Raw genomic sequence first — 14843 nt, 5'->3', positions numbered from 1 at the left:
CCTCTCAAAACAGGAAATAGCGCTGCGCCATCGGCAGCACGGCGGCGGGCTCGCAAGTCAGCAGCTCGCCGTCGGCGCGGACCTCGTAAGTCTGCGCGTCGACCTCTATCTTGGGCGTCGCGTCATTGAGGATCATGCTGCGCTTGGAAATGCCGCCGCGCGTGTTGGTCACGACATGCAGCGGCCGCTCGAGCCCGTATTTCTGCGCGATGGAGGCCTCCCGCGCGGCGCGGCTGACGAAGGTCACGCAGCTCTGTGTGAGGCTGCGGCCGAAGCCTGCGAACATAGGCCGATAATGCACGGGCTGCGGCGTCGGAATGGAGGCGTTGGGATCGCCCATCGCGGCCATCGCAATGCTGCCGCCCTTCAATATGAGATCGGGCTTCACGCCGAAGAAGGCCGGCGACCACAGCACGAGATCGGCGAGCTTGCCCGGCTCGATCGAGCCGACCAGATCGGCGATTCCGTGCGCTATGGCGGGGTTGATCGTATATTTTGCCACATAGCGGCGGGCGCGAAAATTATCGTTGCCGGCGCCGTCGCCGGCGAGCTTGCCGCGCTGGCGGCGCATCTTGTCGGCCGTCTGCCAGCAGCGGATGATGACCTCGCCGACGCGGCCCATCGCCTGGCTGTCGGAGGAATACATGGAGAGCGCGCCGAGATCGTGGAGAATATCCTCCGCCGCGATCGTCTCCTTGCGAATGCGGCTCTCGGCGAAGGCGATGTCCTCGGGAATCTTCGGATCGAGATGATGGCAGACGAGCAGCATGTCGAGATGCTCGTCCAGCGTGTTGATCGTGTAAGGCCGCGTCGGATTGGTGGAGGAAGGAAGCACATTGGCCTCGCCCGCCACTTTGATGATGTCCGGCGCATGGCCGCCGCCGGCGCCTTCCGTATGAAAAGCGTGAATGGTGCGGCCCTTGAAGGCGGCGATCGTCGCCTCGACGAAGCCGCTCTCATTCAACGTGTCGCTGTGCAGCGTGACCTGGACGTCATATTCGTCCGCCACCGAGAGCGCACAATCGATCGCCGCCGGGCTGGAGCCCCAATCCTCATGCAGCTTGAGGCCGATCGCGCCGGCCTCGATCATTTCGACGAGCGCGCGTGGCCGACTGGCGTTGCCCTTGCCGAAGAAGCCGAGATTGACCGGCAATCCTTCCGCCGCCTGCAGCATGCGCTTCATATGCCAGGGGCCGGGCGTGCAGGTTGTCGCCTTCGTGCCTTCGGCCGGGCCTGTGCCGCCGCCGAGCATTGTGGTGACGCCGCTCGCCAGCGCTTCTTCCGCCTGCTGCGGGCAGATGAAATGGATGTGCGTGTCGATGCCGCCGGCGGTGACGATGCGGCCTTCGCCGGCGATGATCTCCGTGCCCGGTCCGATGATGATGTCGACGCCGGGCTGCACATCGGGATTGCCCGCCTTGCCGATGCGCGCGATGCGCCCATTGACGATGCCGATGTCCGCTTTGACGATGCCCCAATGATCGAGGATCACGGCGTTGGTGATGACGGTGTCGACCGCGCCTTCCGCATTGGAGCGCTGGCTCTGGCCCATGCCGTCGCGGATGACCTTGCCGCCGCCGAACTTCACCTCTTCGCCATATACTGTGTGATCGCGCTCGATCTCGATCAGCAGCTCCGTATCGGCGAGGCGAATGCGGTCGCCGACTGTCGGTCCGAACATTCCGGCATAGGCGCGCCGGCCGATCTTATTCGCCATCTCGCGCCTCCAGCGATCCCATCACCGCGCCATTGAATCCATAGACTGCGCGCTCGCCGGCGTAAGCAACCAGCGTGACGATGCGCGTTTGTCCCGGCTCGAAGCGCACGGCCGAGCCGGCCGGAATGTCGAGCCGCATGCCGCGCGCCTTGGCGCGATCGAATTGCAGCGCGCTATTGGTCTCGCCGAAATGATAATGCGAGCCGACCTGAATCGGCCGGTCGCCGGTGTTGGCGACGGCGAGCGAGAGCGTCGCACGTCCTTCGTTGAGGGTGATCTCGCCCTCGGCGGGAATGATCTCGCCCGGTATCATCGGATCGGCTCGTGAACGGTGACGAGCTTCACGCCATCCGGGAAGGTCGCCTCCACCTGCACCGCCTCGATCATTTCGGCCACTCCCTCCATCACCTGCTCGCGCGTCAGCACGCTGGCGCCCTGCGTGCGCAGCTCCGCGACCGAACGTCCGTCGCGCGCGCCTTCGACGACGAAATCGGTGATGAGCGCCACCGCCTCTGGATAGTTGAGCTTGGCGCCGCGCTCGAGGCGCCGGCGCGCCACCATCGCCGCCACGGCGACGAGCAGCTTGTCTTTTTCGCGCGGCGTCAGATGCATTCCGCCTTCTCCCATCAGTCTATCTAAAGAGCGAGCCTGAAGGCTCGCGGTCCAAGGACCCGCGGCCAGGACCGCGAGCCTTCAGGCTCGCATCCCCGGCGTGGCTTTTCAATTCATCCACAGGCGCGGCGCGCCGCCGCGCCCGCCCGTCGCGAGAGGCCGCAGCGCCGTCAGCGCTTCGACGAGCATGAGGCGCAGCCGCGACGCATCATCCTCGAGAAAGCGCAGCAGCAGGATTCCATTGACGAGGCTCGCGGCGCCGGCCGCGCAATCGCGCGCCAGCGGCAGCAAGTCTGCGACAGTCGGCCCGGCGATGACGATCGTCGCATAGCCGGCGGCGTCTCCAATTCCGAAAGGCGCGGCGCGATGCGCGGCGATGTCGCCCTCGAGGCCGATGGCGTCGGCCCACACTGGCCGTCCGCCGATCCGTAGCATCCAGGCGTCGCGCAAGGCGCCATGGCTCAGCCATTCGCCGCTCGCGCGGCGGCCGAAAAAAATGGTCTCGACGCCGAGAAACCGCGCGCTCGGCGCGAGCTCTATGTCGATGCGTCGGCGCAGCCGCGCGCCGTCGAAGAGGATCGTCTCCTGTGGCAGCCATTCGAGCCGCGCATCCGCGCCGCAGCGCAGATGCGTGACGATCTCGGCGTCCTCGCCGGCGGAGCGATAGATTTTCTCGGCGGCGGGCGTCGTGACCGTCAAGGCGGCGCCGGCCTCGATCTCTATGTCCAGCGCATAGTGATCGCCGCCGACGACTCCGCCGCCGGTGTTGACGATCGTCGCCTCGGGCGCCTCATGAGGCTCGACGGCGGGAAACAGCGCCCTCAGCGGCGCCTCCTGCGCCAGATGTCGCAACCGGCTCGCTCCCTGAACTTGCGCATAGCGCAATTCTATTCGGCCCCTCGCGCGTTGAGGACCGTTCACAACGCCACGAAATCCCTGATGTTGTCCTTGTCCATATCGGCTCCGAGACCTTGCTTGACGATCTGCCCGCGCGACATGACCATGTAATGGTCCGCCAGCTCGCGGCCGAAGTCATAATATTGCTCGACGAGCAGAATGGCGAGATCGCCGCGCTTGCTCAAGCCCTTTATCACCTCGCCGATGAGCTTGATGATGGAGGGCTGAATTCCCTCGGTCGGCTCGTCGAGAATGATGAGCTTGGGATCGGAAACGAGCGCGCGGGCGATGGCGAGCTGCTGCTGCTGCCCGCCGGAGAGATCGCCGCCACGCCGCCGCAGCATTTCTTTCAGCACCGGGAACATCTCATAAATCTCGCTCGGCACTCTGGCGGCTTTGCGGGCGGGTTTCACCGCCATGCCCATCAGCAGATTTTCCTCCACTGTGAGACGGGAGAAAATCTCGCGGCCCTGCGGCACATAGGCGACGCCGCGCGCCGCGCGCCGATCGGGCGATAGCTTGGAGATATCCTCGCCGTTGAATCTGATGGCGCCGCCGCGGATCGGCGTGACGCCCATTATGCTGCGCAGCAGCGTCGTCTTGCCGACGCCATTGCGCCCGAGCAGCACAGTGCAGGCGCCTTTGGGCGCGGTGAAGGAGACATCGCGCAGAATATGGCTGCTGCCGTAATATTGATGGAGGCCGCTGACTTCGAGCATGTTCCTAGCGCCCCAGATAGACTTCGATGACGCGCTCGTCGCTCTGCACCTCGCTGAGCGGGCCCTCGGCGAGCACGGCGCCTTCGTGCAGCACCGTCACCTTGCGCGCTATGGCGCCGACGAACTCCATATCGTGCTCCACCACCATGATCGAATGCTTTCCCGCGAGCGTCAGCAGCAGCTCGGCCGTGCGCTTCGTCTCGTGATCGGTCATGCCGGCGACCGGCTCGTCGAGCAGCAGCAGCAGCGGACGCTGCGCGAGCAGCATGCCGATTTCCAGCCATTGCTTCTGCCCATGCGAGAGCAGGCCGGCGCGCTCCTTGGCCTTGTCGGCGAGCTCGACCGTCTCCAGCAATTCGCCGATGCGGTCGATCTGCTCGCCGCTGATGCGGCGAAACAGCGAGGCGCGCACGCTCTTGTCGGCCTTTATCGCGAGCTCGAGATTCTCGAACACGGTCAAATGCTCGAAGACGGTCGGCTTCTGGAACTTGCGGCCGATGCCGGCGGCGGCGATCTGCGGCTCGTTCATTTTGGTGAGATCGAGCGTGCGGCCGAAATAGACGGTTCCGACATCCGGCCGCGTCTTGCCGGTGATGACGTCCATCATCGTCGTCTTGCCGGCGCCATTGGGGCCGATGATGCAGCGCAGCTCGCCCGTGTCGATCGACAGAGAGAGCCCGCGCAGCGCGCGATAGCCGTCGAACGTGACCTGCACATCGTCGAGATAGAGCGCGACGCCGCTGGAGATATCCGGCTCGCCGATCATCGCGCACGCTCCTTGCGGAAGGAGGCCAGCGTGTCGAGGAGGCCGATGACCCCCTTGGGCAGCAGCAGAGTGACGAGCACGAAGAGGAGCCCCAGGAAGAACAGCCAATATTCGGGAATGGCGGCGGTGAAGAAGCTCTTCGCGCCATTGACGAGAAAGGCGCCGATGAGCGGGCCGATCAACGTGCCGCGCCCGCCGACCGCCGCCCATATGGCGATCTCGATCGAGGCGGCCGGCGACATTTCGCTCGGATTGATGATGCCGACCTGCGGCACATAGAGCGCGCCGGCGAGTCCGCAGATCGCGGCCGAGAAGGTCCAGATCGCGAGCTTGTAGGAGAGCGTGTCATAGCCGCAGAACATCACGCGGCTCTCCGCCTCGCGGATGGCCGTGAGCACGCGGCCGAATTTGCTGGAGACGAGAAAGCGCGAGACGAGAATGAGCGCGAGAAGAAAGGCCCCGGTCAGCGTGAAGAGGATCATGCGCGTTCCCGGCGTCGCCAGCGGATAATCCAATATGCGCTTGAAATCGGTGAAGCCGTTATTGCCGCCGAAGCCGGTCTCGTTGCGAAAGAACAGCAGCATCATCGCATAGGTGAGCGCCTGAGTGATGATGGAGAAATAGACGCCCTTGATGCGCGAGCGAAAGGCGAAATAGCCGAAGACGAAGGCGAGCGTCGCCGGCGCGAGAATGGCGAGCGCGGCGGAATAGGCGAAGTGATCGGTGAAGGACCAGAACCAGGGATAGGCCTTCCAATCGAGAAAGACCATGAAGTCGGGCAGATCGGAATGATAGCTGCCGTCCTGGCCGATCTGGCGCATCAGATACATGCCGAAGGCGTAGCCGCCGAGCGCGAAGAATATGCCATGGCCGAGGCTGAGGATTCCGGCGTAGCCCCACACGAGATCCATGGCCAGCGCCAGCATGGCGTAGCAGAAGAGCTTGCCGATGAGCGCGACCGAGGCGTCGGAGAGATGGAGGAAGGATCCCTCCGGCGCGACGAGATTGGCGAGCGGCGCGGCGACGAAGATCGCGAGCGTGGCGGCTGCGAAGCCGAGCCAGCCGCCGAGGCCGAAGAGCCGCGTGGCGAGCGACGGGGCAGGGGGAATGTAGAGCATGCTTTTAACTCAATCAGCCTGCCGGCCGCCGAGCGCGAACAGGCCCTGCGGACGCTTTTGTATGAAGACGACGATGAAGATCAGCAGAGCGATCTCCGCGAGCACGGCGCCCGCCATATTCTCGAGAATCTTGCCGGCGACGCCCAATCCGAGCGCGGCGTAGACGGCGCCCGCGAGCTGGCCGACGCCGCCGAGCACCACCACCATGAAGCTGTCGACGATATAATGCTGTCCGAGATCGGGCCCGACATTGCCGACCTGCGACAGCGCCACGCCCGCGAGGCCGGCGAGGCCGGAGCCGAGCGCGAAGGCCATTGTGTCGATGCGCGCGGAATCGACGCCGACGCAGCGCGCCATGCCGCGATTCTGCGTGACGGCGCGCACGAAGAGGCCGAGGCGCGTACGCGCCAGCAGGAAGGAGACCAGCAGCAGCACGCCGACCGAGAAGATCAGTATGACGATGCGATTATAGGGAAGCTCGAGATTGTCGGTGACGAAGATTCGGCCGGACATCCAGGCGGGGTTTTCCACCTGCACATTCTGTGCGCCGAACAGGCTGCGCACCGCCTGCATCAATATGAGGCTGACGCCCCAGGTGGCGAGCAATGTCTCCAGCGCGCGGCCGTAGAGAAAGCGGATCACCGTGCGTTCTATGGCGACGCCGACGAGAGCGGCGACGAGGAAGGCGACCGGCGCTGCGGCGGCGAGATACCATTGGAAATAATCGGGCAGATGCGCGCGGAAGAGATTTTGCACGACATAGGTCGCATAGGCGCCGATCATCATCATCTCGCCATGGGCCATATTGATGACGCCCATCAGCCCGTAAGTGATGGCGAGGCCGAGCGCGGCGAGCAGCAATATGCTGCCGAGGCTGAGGCCGGAAAAGACGACGCCGAGATTCTCGCCGATGGCGAGGCTCGACTCGACATTGCGTAGCGAGCGCGTCAGCGCCACGCGCACCTCGCCGTCCTCCTCCGTGGCGAGGCGCGTCTTCAGCGCCTCGCGCACGCGGCCGGAGATGGTGGTGCGCAGCGCCTGCGCGGCGGAGAGGCGCTGCACGCGATCGGCGCTCTGCAGCTCGCCGAGCGCGCGCATCTGGCGCAGCGCGTCGCGCACGCTGGCGTCGCGCTCCTTTTGCTCTGCTTTGGCGAGCAGCGAGACGCGGCTCTCGTCGAGCTCGGCGCTCTGCAGCCGCTTCACCGCCTCGAGGCGGGCGGCGTGATCGGGCGACGCCAGCTCGATCAGCGCGATCGTCTCCTCTATCGCGAGACGCAGGCTATTGCTGGTCGAGGCGTCCTCTGCGTCGGCGGGAAGCTCGGCGGGCGTGCGCTCCAGCGCGTCCACGGCCTTGTCGCCATCGACGATGAACGCCTTGTCGCCGGAGAGCTTCACGCGGTCGGCGAGGAGATCGCGCAGAAAGGGGATGGCGGAGAGATCGCCGCGCGCGGCGGCGGCGTCGAGCGCCTTGTGCTGCTCGTCGGGATCGCCGCCGGTCAGCTGGGCGATGGTCTCGCGGTCGAGCGCCATGGCCGGCGCGACGGACATCGCCAGCAGCAGGCCGACGATCAGTCTGAGCATACGCAAGTGTCAACGCTCCCATTCAAAGCCGCATCGGGCGGCCCGATCGCCGGGCCGCCCGCCAGTCTCGTCAATGCGTGTCCGGCTCGTCCTTTTTCTTGTCATTGCCGGGAATGAATGGGCTCCAGGGCTGCGCGCGCACCGGGCCGGGCGTCTTCCACACGACATTGAACTGGCCGTCCGCCTTCACCTCGCCGATGAACACCGGCTTGTGGAGATGGTGGTTCTTCGCGTCCATCTCGGCGGTGAAGCCCGAGGGCGCCTCGAGCTTCTGACCGCCGACGGCGGCGATCACCTTGTCGACATCGGTGGTCTTGGCCTTTTCGACCGCCTGTTTCCACAGATTGACGCCGATGTAAGTGGCCTCCATCGGATCATTGGTGAGCGGCTTGTCGGCGTTGGCGACGCCATGCGCCTTGGCGTAGGCGGCCCATTTCTTCTTGAACTCCGTATTGGCGGGGTTCTTCAGCGACATGAAATAATTCCACGCGGCGAGATGGCCGACGAGCGGCTTGGCGTCGACGCCGCGCAGCTCCTCCTCGCCGACCGAGAAGGCGACGACCGGAACTTCCGTCGCCTTGAGCCCGGCGTTGCCCAGCTCCTTGTAGAAAGGCACGTTGGAGTCGCCATTGATCGTAGAGACGACCGCCGTCTTGCCGCCGGAGGCGAATTTCTTGATGTTGGCGACGATCGTCTGATAATCGCTGTGACCGAAGGGCGTGTATTCCTCCATTATGTCGGCGTCGGCGACGCCCTTGGAATGGAGGAAGGCGCGCAGGATCTTATTGGTCGTGCGCGGATAGACGTAATCGGTGCCGAGCAGCACGAAGCGCTTGGCGCCGCCGCCGGCCTTGCTCATCAGATATTCGACCGCGGGAATGGCCTGCTGGTTCGGCGCGGCGCCCGTGTAGAAGACGTTCTTCTCGAGCTCCTCACCCTCATATTGCACCGGATAGAACAGGAGGCCGTTCAGCTCCTTGAACACGGGCAGCACGGATTTGCGCGACACGGACGTCCAGCAGCCGAAGACGACGGCGACCTTGTCGGTTGCGAGCAGCTGGCGCGCCTTTTCGGCGAACAGCGGCCAGTTGGAGGCCGGATCGACGACGACGGGCTCGAGCTTGCGGCCGAGCACGCCGCCCTTGGCGTTGATCTCCTCGATCGCCATCAGCGCCGTGTCCTTGAGCACGGTTTCGCTGATGGCCATGGTGCCGGAGAGAGAATGCAGAATGCCGACCTTGATCGGCCCCTTGTCCTCCGCGCGCGCCGGAACCAGCGCTGTCGACGCGAGCAACGCGCCTGCGGCGAGCATGCCGAGGCTCTTCACCAGAACTCTACGTTTCATTCGTCTCTCTCCCAGGTCGGATAGGTCGCGCCGCGCTCAGAACTGGATCTGAACGCCGAGGATGAACTTGTCGATGTCCTTGCGCGCGGTGAATTGGTTGATGGCGTAATTGGCCGTGATGCGCAGATTGTGTCCGTCGATCACATAGGAGACGCCCATGTCGTATTGGCGCTCCCATGTCGCGGCGAGCGTGTCGCGGAAGGATTGATAGCGGAAGTAAGGCTGGAAGCGGCCCCATCCGATCACGTAAGGGATGAGATAGCCGGCGCCGACCATATAGGCTTCGCCGGGGCGAATGCCGCCGACGAGATCGGTCGAGCGGGCGTTGTTGAAATTGGTGGCGACGTCGTTCACGCCATGTGTGTAGTAGCGGTAATAGGCGCCCTCGAAGGTCGCGGCGCCGAATTCGCCAAGCTTCTTCTCGAAGAGAACGTCGACGTTCCAGGCGGTGAAGTCGGCGCGCTGCAGCTGATTGCCGACGCCGTCCTGCTGATATTGCGCCGCGACGCCGATCGCCAGCACATCTGCGCCGCCGAAATAGGTGCTGCTGGTGTAATAAGCGGGATCTGGATCGGGATCGAGCAGATTGAGATTGAGGCGGCCGGCGAACAGCGGATTGCCGGATTGGTTCGACGCGCCGATGATTTGATTGTGGCCGTCATAGACGCCGAAAGAATAGGTGAGGCGCTTCTCGAACAGCTTGCCCCAGACCGTGCCGCCGTCCATGCGGCCGGAGACCTTGCCGGGATAGCGCGAGACGACGCCGGGATATGACCAGCCGAGCAGATAATAGGGACCGTCGAGATTGGCGCGGTCGCTCGGCGGCAGCATGCGGCCGCCCCAGACGTTGATCTCGTCCAGCGGCTCGAACTGGCCATAGCCGTCGAGCACCTGGATCGTATTGTTGCTGGAGACTTCCGTGTTGAAGGTCGCCTTCAGATATTGGTTGAAGGACGCCGAGGAGAAGATGCGGAAGCTCTCGAGGTCGACGCGATCTGGATTGGTCCCGGGCGTGTGGTTGCGGGTCACGTCGCTGAAGAAGGGACGCAGGCCGAAGCCGACGCTGACCCATTGATCGTCGCCGAACGGAACCACCACACGGGCCTGCGCCGCCTGATCCCCAATCAGGCAGCAGACCGCCAAGGCGAGCGCCGGCGCGGCCTTGGCCGCGAGCTTGGACCGACGGCGCGCTGTTTCTTGCGCCGCAAGTGCTTCTTGGGATTGGTTCATCTGTCCCCCTCGTGTCGTCCCCCCGGCGATTCGCGCCGGTTTCGTCACGTCAAGGACTAGTCGTGGCGACCCTTAGGTAGGAATACGCTGAAATGCGTATTGCTCCGTTCGCGCCAAATCGTCGAATAGGGCATGAGAGCCGGCAGGGGATTCGCCGGCGCGGGGGAGTGAGGCGAATGCGCAAGACCATGGCATTGGATATTTTGGGGCTGACCGCGGGAGCGCTCGCGCTCGTCGTCGCGGTCGGACAGGCGAACGCTTCGTCGAAAAGCCATAAGGCGCAGGCGGCGGCGCCGATCGCCAAGCAGCGCTACGCCGTCGACATGTGGTGGAACATCGGCGGCGATATGGGCGGCCTGAAGAAAGCCACAGACGCCTGCGTGAAGAAGCTCGGCGAGTCCGAGCGGCCGACGCTGGTGTCGCCGCCGCCATCGACGACGATCCTGAGCAAGCCCATGCTAGACTGTCTCGAGGCGCAGGGCTGGCGGCCGGCGGGCGAGCCTCGACCGGTCTGACGCGGGCGACGCCCCAACGTAAAGAGAGCATGCGCGAGCAGCAGCGAATTTTCCCGGTCCGCCGGACCTACAACAAGTTCGTCGCCGACCAGACGCTCGAGGATTATTCGCTGCGCTACACGGCGGAAGCGGCGCGCCGCTTTACGCCTTGGCGCGTCGCCAACACAGCGCTCGGGGCGATCTCCTTTCTCGCCTGCGAGGCGCTGGGCGGCGGCGTGACGCTGATGTTCGGCTTCACCAACGCTATGGCGGCGATCCTCGCCGTCGGCGCGCTGATCTTTCTCGCCAGCCTGCCGATCGGCCATTACGCGGCCAAATATGGCGTCGACATGGATCTGCTGACGCGCGGCGCCGGCTTCGGCTACATCGGCTCCACCGTCACCTCGCTGATCTACGCCTGCTTCACCTTCATTCTCTTCGCCATAGAGGCGACGATCATGGCCGATGCGCTGCAAATGTGCCTCGGCGTTCCGCTCGGCCTCGCTTACGCTATTTCCTCGCTCGCGATATTGCCCATTGCAGCGCTGGGCATTCGCTTCATTAGCCGTTATCAGCTCTGGACGCAGCCGATATGGCTCGTGCTGCAAATCGCGCCTTTCGCCTATCTGATCGTGGTCGGGGCGCCGGCGATCTCCGGCTGGATGGCCTTTCCCGGCGCCGCCGGCGCGCTGGATGGCTCCTTCGATCTGAAGCTCTTCGGGCTTTCCGCCTCGATCCTGCTGTCGCTGCTGCCGCAGATCGGCGAGCAGGTCGATTATTTGCGCTTTCTGCCGACGACGGCGCGCATCGGCCAGCACAGCTGGCGTTTCGCGCTCTTCGCGGCCGGGCCGGGCTGGATATTGATCGGCGTCGCCAAGCTCGCGGCCGGCTCCTTTCTCGCCTATCAGGCGCTGACGCTCGGCGTCTCGGCCGAGCGCGCGGCGCAACCGAGCGAGATCTATTATCTCGCCTTCTCGAGCCTCGTCCATTCGCCCGGCCTCGCGCTGGCGCTCACCGGACTCTTCGTCGTCGTCTGTCAGTCGAAGATCAATGTCACCAACGCCTATGCCGGCTCCATCGCCTGGTCGAACTTCTTCTCTCGCATCACGCACAACCATCCCGGCCGCGTGGTCTGGCTGGTGTTCAACGTCACTCTGGCGCTGCTGCTGATGGAGTTCGGCGTCAGCCATGTCATCGACAGCATCCTGGCCTTCTATTCCAATTTCGCCGTCGCCTGGATCGGCGCTCTGACCGCCGATCTCGTCGTCGACAAGCCGCTTGGCCTCAGCCCGCCGCAGATCGAGTTTCGCCGCGCCTATCTCTATGACGTCAATCCGGTCGGCTGCGGCGCCATGCTGGGCTCACTCATCGTCTCGACGGCGGCGCTCTATGGTCTGCTCGGCGACACTCTGCCGCCGTTGTCGGCGCTCATCGGCTTCGTCGTCGCCTTCTCGCTCGCGCCGCTCATCGCCTACGCCACCGGCGGGCGCTATTATATCGCGCGCCCGCAGACCGTCTTTCGCGAGCCCATGCGCTGCATGATCTGCGAGAATGAGTTCGAGCCGCATGACATGGCGTCCTGCCCGGCCTATGGCGCGGCGATCTGCTCGCTGTGCTGCTCGCTGGACATGCGCTGCAAGGACGCCTGCAAGCCGCAGGCGCGGCTCGCATCGCAGGCGCGGGCGCTCTTCTCCGCTCTTTTGCCGAGATTCTCGCAGCCCTTCTTCTCGACGCGCGCCGGCCGATTTCTCGTCGTGCTCGGTCTGCTCGCAGTGACGAGCGCGGCGATCCTCGGCGCGATCTATTTCCAATATGCGGCCGTCGTCGGCCCGGCGGCGCGGCCGATCATTCGCACGACGCTGGAGATCGTCTTCGTCGGCCTCTTGCTCGTCATGGGCGTCGCCGCCTGGACATTGGTGCTCGCGCAAGAGAGCCGCCGCGTGGCGGAAGAGGAGACACGCCGCCAGACGGAGATATTGCAGGACGAAATCGCCGCGCACGAGCGCACAGACGCCGAGCTGCAGCGCGCCAAGGAGGCGGCGGAGGCCGCCAATATCGCCAAGACGCGCTTCATAGCGGGGCTCAATCACGAAATTCGCACGCCGCTTAACGCCATCAACGGCTATGCGCAATTGCTGGAGCGCGACGCCACCGATCGCCCGCAGGACGCGGTGCGCGTCATCCGCCGCAGCACGGAGCACATCACCAATCTCATCGACGGATTGCTCGACGTCGCCAAGATCGAGACCGGCTCGCTCGATGTGGCGCGCGACATTTTCCGCATCGACGAGACGTTGGATCAGCTCGTCGATATGTTTCGCCTGCAGGCGGCGGCCAAGGGCGTCGCCTTCCGCTATGAGCGCAGCCCCGATCTGCCGCGCTATGTGCGCACCGACAGGAAGCGCCTGCGGCAAATCCTCATCAATCTCGTCTCCAATGCGGTGAAATTCACCGAGCGCGGCCATGCGGGGCTGAAGGTCTCCTATCGCAACGACATTGCGGAATTTATCGTCGAGGACACGGGCATCGGCATAATGCCGGAGGATATGCAGCGCATTTTCGCGCCTTTCGAGCGCGGCCGCATGGCGGCGGTCTCGGCCATTCCCGGCACGGGCCTCGGCCTCACCATCACCAAGCTGCTGACGCAGATCATCGGCGGCGAGATGCGCGTCGAGAGCGAGGTCGGGCGCGGCAGCCGCTTCACCGTGCGCCTCTATCTCACGGCCGCGACCTCGCCGGCGGAGGGGCAGAAGCCGCCGCAGATTCGCGGCTATGCCGGGCCGCGCAAAACCATTCTCGTCGCCGACGACACGGCGACGCATATCGATGTGATGCGCCAATCGCTGGGCGGGCTCGGCTTCGACGTGCTGACGGCTTCCAATGGCGCCGATTGCGTTGCGCTCGCCCTCGAGCGCAATCCCGATCTCGTCATGCTCGATATCGCAATGCCGGGCATGGACGGCTGGGAGGCGGCGCGGCGATTGCGCGACGCGCTCGGGCCGGAGACGCCGATCATGATGGTTTCCGCCAACGCCCATGAGCTGATGGAGCGCCGCGGCCCCGATTCGCCACATGATGATTTTCTGGTGAAGCCCATCGAATTCTCCGAAATGCTGGATCGCATCGGCAATCTGCTCGGACTCGACTGGTTCTATGTCACGGCGCGCGCCACCCCCGGCGCGGAGCCTTTTGCGCCTGCGGCGCTCGCTTTGCCGCGCGAGAGCGTCGAGAAGCTGCTGCATCTCTGTCGCGTCGGCCACAGCCGCGGCATAGAGACCGCTCTGGGCGAGATCGAGGCTGCTGCGCCGGAGCGCGCCGCGGCGATCGCACAATTGCGCGCCATGGCGCAGAATTTCGAGTTCGAGGAGCTGGCGCAGACGCTCGAGGCCGCATTGACGCAGGAGGTCGAGCATGTCGGCTGATCTGCGCCAGCGCGACACGGCGCTCGTCGTCGATGACAATCGCGACGAGCTGAGCCTCCTCGTCGAGGCGCTGGAGCGCGCCGATTTCACCGCGCTCGCCGCCACCAATGGCGAGGCGGCGCTGGCCCTGCTCGAGCGCGTGACGCCCAATGTCGTCGTGCTCGACGCGGTGATGTCCGGCCTCGACGGCTTCGCCGCCTGCCGGCGCATAAAGCAGAATCCGCGCTTCGCGCATCTGCCGGTGATCTTCCTCACCGGGCTCAAGGACACGAGCCATGTGCTCATGGGGCTCGAGGCTGGCGGCGTCGATTATGTGGTGAAGCCGGTCATCATAGAGGAGCTCGTCGCCCGCATCCGCATTCACGTCTCCAACGCCAAGGCCGCCTTCGGCGCACGCGTGGCGCTGGACGCCACGGGCCGCCATCTCCTGGCGACGGACCGCGACGGCCGCTTGCTCTGGTGTACGCCGCAGGCGGCCGATCTTCTCGCCGCGCGTCTCGGCCCCTTCGAGATTTTGCGCTCGCAGCCGCCGGAGGCGTTTTCGGCTCTGCTGCGGGAGGCGGCCGCGCGTCGCGAACATGACGCGCCCGCCGTGGCCGGGGAGGCCGTCACCGTCTCCTTTCTCTGCGAGATCGGCGGCGACGAGCTGCTGTTTCGCCTGACCGAGCCGCAGAGCGTCAGCGACGAGGCGCTTCTGGCGCAAAAATTCGCGCTGACGCTGCGCGAGGCGGAGGTGCTGAGCTGGCTCGCGCGCGGCAAGTCGAATCACGACATAGCCGAGATTCTCTGCATCTCGCCCCGCACGGTGCATAAGCATTTGGAGCGCATTTTCGTGAAGCTCGGCGTCGATAGCCGCTCCTCCGCGACTTCCGTGGCGCTGCAGACGCTGAAGGCCTTGGCGACGGATTGAGGGGCGGAGACGGAGCGGAAGCTCTTGTCTTT

General features: G+C 65.0%; 13 protein-coding genes. 3 read left to right on the top strand and 10 right to left on the bottom strand.

What is annotated here, in order from left to right; all coding sequences use genetic code 11:
* Positions 1 to 4 precede the first annotated feature (4 nt).
* The 10 genes from ureC to ACT53T_RS08620 form a co-directional block, all read right to left on the bottom strand.
* Positions 5 to 1717 carry an urease subunit alpha gene (ureC, locus tag ACT53T_RS08665; protein WP_476160905.1) on the bottom strand — a complete coding sequence of 571 codons (1713 nt, stop codon included), beginning with the start codon at positions 1715 to 1717 and terminating at the stop codon, positions 5 to 7.
* Positions 1707 to 2030: an urease subunit beta gene (locus tag ACT53T_RS08660; protein ID WP_476160904.1), complete on the bottom strand. Its 324-nt coding sequence runs from the start codon at positions 2028 to 2030 to the stop codon at positions 1707 to 1709. The genes ureC and ACT53T_RS08660 overlap by 11 nt, the downstream gene beginning before the upstream one ends.
* The gene (locus ACT53T_RS08655; RefSeq protein WP_018265822.1) at positions 2027 to 2329 is read right to left on the bottom strand and encodes an urease subunit gamma; all 303 of its coding nucleotides are present in this window, start codon (positions 2327 to 2329) and stop codon (positions 2027 to 2029) included. The genes ACT53T_RS08660 and ACT53T_RS08655 overlap by 4 nt, the downstream gene beginning before the upstream one ends.
* A 108-nt stretch (positions 2330 to 2437) precedes the next feature.
* Entirely contained in the window at positions 2438 to 3181 is a 744-nt protein-coding gene (locus ACT53T_RS08650; RefSeq protein ID WP_476160903.1) for an urease accessory protein UreD, read from the bottom strand.
* 65 nt (positions 3182 to 3246) lie between these two features.
* Positions 3247 to 3945, bottom strand: coding sequence for an urea ABC transporter ATP-binding subunit UrtE (urtE, locus tag ACT53T_RS08645; protein WP_476160902.1), 699 nt, complete (start codon positions 3943 to 3945; stop codon positions 3247 to 3249).
* A 4-nt stretch (positions 3946 to 3949) separates the two neighbouring features.
* Complete coding sequence (gene urtD, locus ACT53T_RS08640) at positions 3950 to 4711, bottom strand: urea ABC transporter ATP-binding protein UrtD (RefSeq protein ID WP_161914038.1); 762 nt, start codon at positions 4709 to 4711, stop codon at positions 3950 to 3952.
* The gene (urtC, locus tag ACT53T_RS08635) at positions 4708 to 5829 is read right to left on the bottom strand and encodes an urea ABC transporter permease subunit UrtC (protein ID WP_476160901.1); all 1122 of its coding nucleotides are present in this window, start codon (positions 5827 to 5829) and stop codon (positions 4708 to 4710) included. Before urtC ends, urtD begins: the two co-directional genes overlap by 4 nt.
* A 9-nt stretch (positions 5830 to 5838) precedes the next feature.
* Positions 5839 to 7410 (bottom strand): urea ABC transporter permease subunit UrtB, encoded by a 1572-nt coding sequence (gene urtB, locus ACT53T_RS08630; RefSeq protein ID WP_476161013.1) that lies wholly within the window; start codon positions 7408 to 7410, stop codon positions 5839 to 5841.
* Between the two features lie 70 nt (positions 7411 to 7480).
* On the bottom strand, positions 7481 to 8755 hold the full coding sequence (gene urtA / locus ACT53T_RS08625; RefSeq protein ID WP_400768319.1) for an urea ABC transporter substrate-binding protein: 1275 nt from the start codon (positions 8753 to 8755) through the stop codon (positions 7481 to 7483).
* A gap of 36 nt (positions 8756 to 8791) precedes the next feature.
* The gene (locus ACT53T_RS08620) at positions 8792 to 9985 is read right to left on the bottom strand and encodes a hypothetical protein (protein ID WP_400768318.1); all 1194 of its coding nucleotides are present in this window, start codon (positions 9983 to 9985) and stop codon (positions 8792 to 8794) included.
* Positions 9986 to 10161: 176 nt separating this feature from the next.
* On the opposite strand from ACT53T_RS08620, the gene ACT53T_RS08615 reads away from it, so the two are divergent.
* Genes ACT53T_RS08615 through ACT53T_RS08605 form a run of 3 tightly spaced genes read left to right on the top strand, consistent with a single transcriptional unit; the run spans position 10162 to position 14811 of the window.
* On the top strand, positions 10162 to 10500 hold the full coding sequence (locus tag ACT53T_RS08615) for a hypothetical protein (protein WP_400768317.1): 339 nt from the start codon (positions 10162 to 10164) through the stop codon (positions 10498 to 10500).
* 29 nt (positions 10501 to 10529) lie between these two features.
* Positions 10530 to 13901, top strand: a complete 3372-nt coding sequence (locus ACT53T_RS08610; RefSeq protein ID WP_476160900.1) for a hybrid sensor histidine kinase/response regulator — start codon at positions 10530 to 10532, stop codon at positions 13899 to 13901.
* Positions 13891 to 14811 carry a response regulator transcription factor gene (locus ACT53T_RS08605; protein ID WP_018265812.1) on the top strand — a complete coding sequence of 307 codons (921 nt, stop codon included), beginning with the start codon at positions 13891 to 13893 and terminating at the stop codon, positions 14809 to 14811. Before ACT53T_RS08610 ends, ACT53T_RS08605 begins: the two co-directional genes overlap by 11 nt.
* Positions 14812 to 14843 lie beyond the last annotated feature (32 nt).

This window comes from Methylosinus sp. DMC45 (assembly GCF_056313885.1).
Note: the sequence above shows the minus strand (reverse complement) of the source record. Positions and strands in the feature narration are given on the sequence as shown.

Excerpts from the sequence above, each read along its gene's own strand:
- urtB (WP_476161013.1), bottom strand. The coding sequence starts at position 7,410 with ATGCTCAGACTGATCGTCGGCCTGCTGCTGGCGATGTCCGTCGCGCCG.
- ACT53T_RS08610 (WP_476160900.1), top strand. The coding sequence starts at position 10,530 with ATGCGCGAGCAGCAGCGAATTTTCCCGGTCCGCCGGACCTACAACAAG.
- urtC (WP_476160901.1), bottom strand. The coding sequence starts at position 5,829 with ATGCTCTACATTCCCCCTGCCCCGTCGCTCGCCACGCGGCTCTTCGGC.
- urtD (WP_161914038.1), bottom strand. The coding sequence starts at position 4,711 with ATGATCGGCGAGCCGGATATCTCCAGCGGCGTCGCGCTCTATCTCGAC.
- urtA (WP_400768319.1), bottom strand. The coding sequence starts at position 8,755 with ATGAAACGTAGAGTTCTGGTGAAGAGCCTCGGCATGCTCGCCGCAGGC.
- ACT53T_RS08615 (WP_400768317.1), top strand. The coding sequence starts at position 10,162 with ATGCGCAAGACCATGGCATTGGATATTTTGGGGCTGACCGCGGGAGCG.
- ACT53T_RS08655 (WP_018265822.1), bottom strand. The coding sequence starts at position 2,329 with ATGCATCTGACGCCGCGCGAAAAAGACAAGCTGCTCGTCGCCGTGGCG.
- ACT53T_RS08620 (WP_400768318.1), bottom strand. The coding sequence starts at position 9,985 with ATGAACCAATCCCAAGAAGCACTTGCGGCGCAAGAAACAGCGCGCCGT.
- ACT53T_RS08660 (WP_476160904.1), bottom strand. The coding sequence starts at position 2,030 with ATGATACCGGGCGAGATCATTCCCGCCGAGGGCGAGATCACCCTCAAC.
- ureC (WP_476160905.1), bottom strand. The coding sequence starts at position 1,717 with ATGGCGAATAAGATCGGCCGGCGCGCCTATGCCGGAATGTTCGGACCG.
- ACT53T_RS08605 (WP_018265812.1), top strand. The coding sequence starts at position 13,891 with ATGTCGGCTGATCTGCGCCAGCGCGACACGGCGCTCGTCGTCGATGAC.
- urtE (WP_476160902.1), bottom strand. The coding sequence starts at position 3,945 with ATGCTCGAAGTCAGCGGCCTCCATCAATATTACGGCAGCAGCCATATT.